Annotated in this window: 5 protein-coding genes and 1 pseudogene; 2 read left to right on the top strand and 4 right to left on the bottom strand. The window is 70.2% G+C overall.

Annotated elements, in window-relative coordinates:
* Positions 1-535 (bottom strand): annotated as a pseudogene (locus tag ACFV6I_RS33575) (HEAT repeat domain-containing protein); the annotation flags it as partial.
* Positions 536-769: 234 nt separating this feature from the next.
* The gene (locus ACFV6I_RS33580; RefSeq protein ID WP_159398392.1) at positions 770-1,168 is read right to left on the bottom strand and encodes a hypothetical protein; all 399 of its coding nucleotides are present in this window, start codon (positions 1,166-1,168) and stop codon (positions 770-772) included.
* A gap of 65 nt (positions 1,169-1,233) precedes the next feature.
* Between ACFV6I_RS33580 and ACFV6I_RS33585 the strand changes: the two genes are divergently transcribed.
* Complete coding sequence (locus ACFV6I_RS33585) at positions 1,234-2,043, top strand: class I SAM-dependent methyltransferase (protein WP_380429470.1); 810 nt, start codon at positions 1,234-1,236, stop codon at positions 2,041-2,043.
* A gap of 129 nt (positions 2,044-2,172) precedes the next feature.
* On the opposite strand, the gene ACFV6I_RS33590 is transcribed toward ACFV6I_RS33585, so the two are convergent.
* The gene (locus ACFV6I_RS33590; protein WP_380429472.1) at positions 2,173-3,006 is read right to left on the bottom strand and encodes a helix-turn-helix transcriptional regulator; all 834 of its coding nucleotides are present in this window, start codon (positions 3,004-3,006) and stop codon (positions 2,173-2,175) included.
* A gap of 117 nt (positions 3,007-3,123) precedes the next feature.
* Between ACFV6I_RS33590 and ACFV6I_RS33595 the strand changes: the two genes are divergently transcribed.
* Positions 3,124-4,188, top strand: coding sequence for an aldo/keto reductase (locus tag ACFV6I_RS33595; protein ID WP_380429474.1), 1,065 nt, complete (start codon positions 3,124-3,126; stop codon positions 4,186-4,188).
* Positions 4,189-4,239: 51 nt separating this feature from the next.
* On the opposite strand, the gene ACFV6I_RS33600 is transcribed toward ACFV6I_RS33595, so the two are convergent.
* On the bottom strand, positions 4,240-4,492 hold a 253-nt coding region (locus tag ACFV6I_RS33600; protein ID WP_380429477.1), incomplete at its 5' end, for a hypothetical protein.

Raw genomic sequence — 4,492 nt, forward strand, 5'->3', positions numbered from 1 at the left:
CATTCTCGACCCTCCCCACTACCAGCCGCTCCCGTACGACACACCCCGTTGGTGGTGGAACCCGTTCCCCAACCCCCGCGGCAGCGCGTTCCGCATCGTCGACCAACAGCCCGAGCGCGGGTATCGCCGCCTGCCGCACCAGCCGGTCGGAGTCCGTGGCGAACCCGATGAACGTCTCGGCCTGCTCCCGCATCAGCGCCGCGGCCTTGTAGTGCCCGGAGAAGTCCCAGCTGTTCTCCTCGGTCGCGCCGTACGCGAGCGCCGCGCTGCCGATGCCGACCAGCAGTTCGACCACCGCCGCCCGTACGGGCGCAGCGGCGTCGCCGGCCAGCTCGAAGAGGAACGGCACGCTTGCGGCCGTGCACTGGTAGACGTCGCCCTGATGGTGGACGGCGCTGTAGAACCTGCCGAGCGCGTCCCCGCGCTCCTCCTCGTCGGAGGAGGCGAGCGCGTGCAGCAGCCTGGGCACCTCCTCCGCGGTGCCGTAGGCGTGATGCATCTGCGACCAGTCGATGTCGTGGAGTCCGTCGAACATGACGAACATTCTGCCCGTCGCCACTGACCTCTGGGAGGCGGGGCAGGGGGCGGGACCCGACCTCTGAAGAAGGTCTCCAGCCGACGGCGCCGTCCTTCGAGATGACGGCCTGGGCCTGCTGCGTCCGCGCGCTCAACCGCTGGGCGAAGCTCCGCAGGGAGTCAACGTTCCTCGCGCCTCGATGCGGGCGAGCCGCCTCCGTGGCACCGGGGCCCCTTCTGCCGTCCGTGCCGGTCAGGGTCGAGTGAAGGCCACCTCGGGGAAGTCCCGGCTGGGGCCGTTGAGCAACGGCTCGCAGGTTCCCTTGAGTTGGCGCTCGAAGAAGGCGCCGACATAGCTGGTGGTGATCGCGATCGACCGGGGAGCGTTCGGGATGGGCAGCACGCCGCTCTCGTTGACCAGGTAGTCCAGGTCGGTGAAGGTGTAGTGGTCGGCGCCGGCGACGGTGAGCCACCGCTTCCATCCGTCCAGGTTCGGCCAACTGCTGGTCCAGGACGGCACGATGTCCGGGCCGCTCGGGTCCGCGGCCGCGATCAGCAGGACCGGGCGGCCGCCGATGCCGGTCGCGGGAACCGGTGGCGTGATGGCGCCGTCGAGGTCGACACCGGCCAGCACGCGTCGGTCCGCGCCCATGGCGGCCAGGGTCGCATCGCCGCCGGCGGAGTGCCCGGACGGCGCGGCGCGGCTAGCATGACCGCATGGATCGAGATCAACGCTCACTCCACGCCTCGTCGTTCGGCGCGGCGGCGGCCGCGTACGCCGAGCACCGCCCGGACTACGCGCAGGACGCGGTGCGTTGGGCGCTCGAACCCGCTCCCGGCCCGCGCGTGCTCGACCTCGGCGCCGGAACCGGCAAGCTGACCGGCGTGCTGGCCGCGCTGGGTACCGAGGTCATCGCGGTCGAACCCGACCCGGCGATGCTGGCCGAGCTGCGCCGTTCGCTGCCGGAGGTCCGTGCCCTGTCAGGGAGCGCGGAGACGGTTCCGTTGCCGGACGCCTCCGTCGACGCCGTGGTCGCCGGCAACGCCATGCACTGGTTCGACATGGCCGTCGCGGGGCCCGAGATCGCCCGGGTCCTCGCCCCCGGCGGCGTCCTGGCCGGCCTGTGGAACGTGATGGACGACCAGGTCGCCTGGGTCGACGGGCTCGCACAGGTCAGCGGGGGCGAGGCCATCGGCCCGCGTGACACGCCCGCCGGCTGGCGCGCCGAGACGACCGGCATGCACCTTCCGAAGACCGGCGCGGCCGCCCGGTTCGGCTCGCCGGAGCAGGAGCAGTTCCCGCACGGGCAACTCCGCACCGCCGACTCCCTCGTCGCGACCCTCGCGACCCGCGCGGGCATGCTCGTCATGCCGGAGCAGGAGCGGGAGGCCAGACTCGGCCGGATCCGCGCGTTCCTCGCAGACCGGCCGGAGACCGCCCAAGGCGAGTTCACGCTCCCGATGCTGACCGCCGTGCTGCGCGTCCGGCGACTGGCCCCCGGCCCGGGGCCGGAGGCGCGGGGCTAGGGCCTATTTCGAAAGTCCTGGCCGCGAACGTGTAGCAGTCATGGACACCGCGCCGTCCGGGCACCCGGCATGCTTTCGGCCCGGATCTCACCGATGGACTCCGAGGCACGCCGGAATGAGGGTTCTACGTCACCGCGAGCACAACCGGTTCAATGCCGACCGGCTCTCATCGTCCGCGGCACGGCAGATCATCAACCGCTGGTCCGGATCTTGGAGTGGCATGAGTACTTCGAAGTTCACGGCGATCACACCTGCGTCCGGATTCCGCATCACCTTGTGTCCGCGGCCGTTGACCTTCACGTCTCCCTCGGCCCACAATCGCGCGAATTCCTCGTTACGGGTGGTGCATTCGGTGATGAGGTCGGTCAACGCCTGGTCCTCCGGGTGCGCGGCCCACGCTGCGCGCAGGTGGGCGATTCCCTCCCGCACGACGCGCTCGCGGTCGACATAGAACTCGCGTATTTCCGGGTGTACCAGGCACAGCCACATGGCATTGCGTTGCGACGGCGGCAGGGTGTCGAAATCCAGCAGCAGCCTCGCCATTTCGCCGTTCCAGGCCAGGATGTCGTAGCGGTGGTTCATCAGCACGGCCGGCAGCGGCGACAGGTCGGCGACCAGCCGGGCCAGCGGGGGTGCTGCGGTGGTGGCGGGCTTGTCGGCGTTGCGGGGGCGCTGCTGGGCCAGGTTGAAGAGGTAGGTGCGTTCGTCGGGGGCCAGGCGCAGCGCCCGGGCCAACGCCTCCACCACGTTCGCCGAGGGCCGCAGTCCCCGGGCCTGTTCCAGCCGCGCGATGTAGTCGATGCTGACCCCAGCCAGTTCGGCGACCTCTTCACGACGCAGCCCCGGGGTCCGCCGGGCCTGCTGACGCGACGGCAGGCCGAAGTCCTTCGGGTCGAGGCGCTCGCGCCGGGTCCGCAGGAACGCGGCCAACTCCTTTGCCGTGTCCACGGTGCGGGTCATCATGTTCGATCCAACAGCCAGGGTAGGACTGGTGTTCCCAGGAACTTCTTTCCCTTATCCCCGACTCGCGGCGGTCACAGACTTGTTCTCGACAACGGATGACAAGCACAGGAGGACACGATGTCGCTCACCCTCGACACCTACCGGCTGCTGGGCCGCTCCGGGCTGCGGGTCTCACCGCTGGCGCTGGGCGCGGCGACCTTCGGCACCGAGTGGGGCTGGGGTGCCGAGCAGGACGAGGCGCGTAAGCTGTTCGACCTCTACGTCGAGCGCGGCGGCAACTTCGTCGACACCGCCAACACCTACACCAATGGCAGCTCCGAGCGCCTGCTGGGTGAATTCACCCGCGACAACCGCGAAAGCCTGGTGCTGGCAACGAAATACACCACGCTGCGCCGGCCCGGCGACCCGAATTCCGGGGGCCCTCACCGCAAGAGCCTGTTCGCGTCGGTGGAAGCCAGTCTGCGACAGCTGAATACGGACTACATCGATCTGCTCTACCTGCACGTGTGGGATTTCACGACACCGGTCGAGGAGATCCTGCGTGGCATGGACGATCTGGTCCGGCAGGGCAAGGTCTTGTACGTGGCGATCTCCAACGCCCCGGCCTGGCAGGTGTCGCGCATGCAGGCGATCGCCGACCTGCGCGGCTGGTCGCCGCTGGTCGCCCTGCAGATCGAATACAACCTGATCGAGCGTACCGGGGAACGTGACCTGATCCCGATGGCACGCGAGATGGGGTTGGGCGTGGTGCCGTACTCGCCACTTGCCGGCGGGGTGCTCACCGGCAAGTACAGCCGCGACGACCTGACCACGACGGACACCGCGGTCGACGACGGCACCCGTAAGAATTTCAATATCGCCAACGGCGGGCTCACCGAACACAACCTGGACATCGCTGATGTCGTGAAGGAGGTCGCCGCGGAGCTGGGCCGCACAACCGCCCAGGTCGGGCTGGCCTGGACCCTGCAGAACCCGGATGTGACGGCATCGCTCATCGGCGCCCGCACTCTCGCGCAGCTGGAGGACAATCTGGGTGCCCTGGAGGTCGACTTCACGGCCTCCCAACTGGCCCGCCTCGACGAGGCCAGCGCGATCGAACTCGGCTTCCCGCACGACCTGCTCGCCAGCGACAGGATGCGCACGGTGACCCACGGCGACCTGAAGGTCGAAACCCGCCGCTGATACCCGATCGAGCCCCGGGGCAGCACCCGGCCCGGGACTGGAGGCGCGGGGCTAGAGGCCCGCCTCCCAGAGCGCGCGCCGCACCGTGTGCAGGGCGGTGGCGGACTGCTCCCAGCCGTGCCACCAGAACAGGCCGCCGCCGTGGCTCGCCTCGGCGGCGAGCGCCGTCAGGTGCGCCCACGGCCCGGCCGGGAGGCCGAACTGCGGGCGGGCGGCCAGGCGTTCGGCCTGTTCGGCGGCGACCGGCACCATGCCGACCACCGGCAGCCGTGGGCCGCCGGGCGCGCGGCCGGGTGCGGTGCTG

It is taken from the genome of Kitasatospora sp. NPDC059803 (genome assembly GCF_042732255.1).
In the GTDB taxonomy this organism is placed as follows: Bacteria; Actinomycetota; Actinomycetes; order Streptomycetales; family Streptomycetaceae; genus Kitasatospora.

Coding starts and splice junctions, on each gene's coding strand:
- ACFV6I_RS33580 (WP_159398392.1), bottom strand. CDS start 1,168: ATGGGCGCGGACCGACGCGTGCTGGCCGGTGTCGACCTCGACGGCGCC.
- ACFV6I_RS33585 (WP_380429470.1), top strand. CDS start 1,234: ATGGATCGAGATCAACGCTCACTCCACGCCTCGTCGTTCGGCGCGGCG.
- ACFV6I_RS33590 (WP_380429472.1), bottom strand. CDS start 3,006: ATGATGACCCGCACCGTGGACACGGCAAAGGAGTTGGCCGCGTTCCTG.
- ACFV6I_RS33595 (WP_380429474.1), top strand. CDS start 3,124: ATGTCGCTCACCCTCGACACCTACCGGCTGCTGGGCCGCTCCGGGCTG.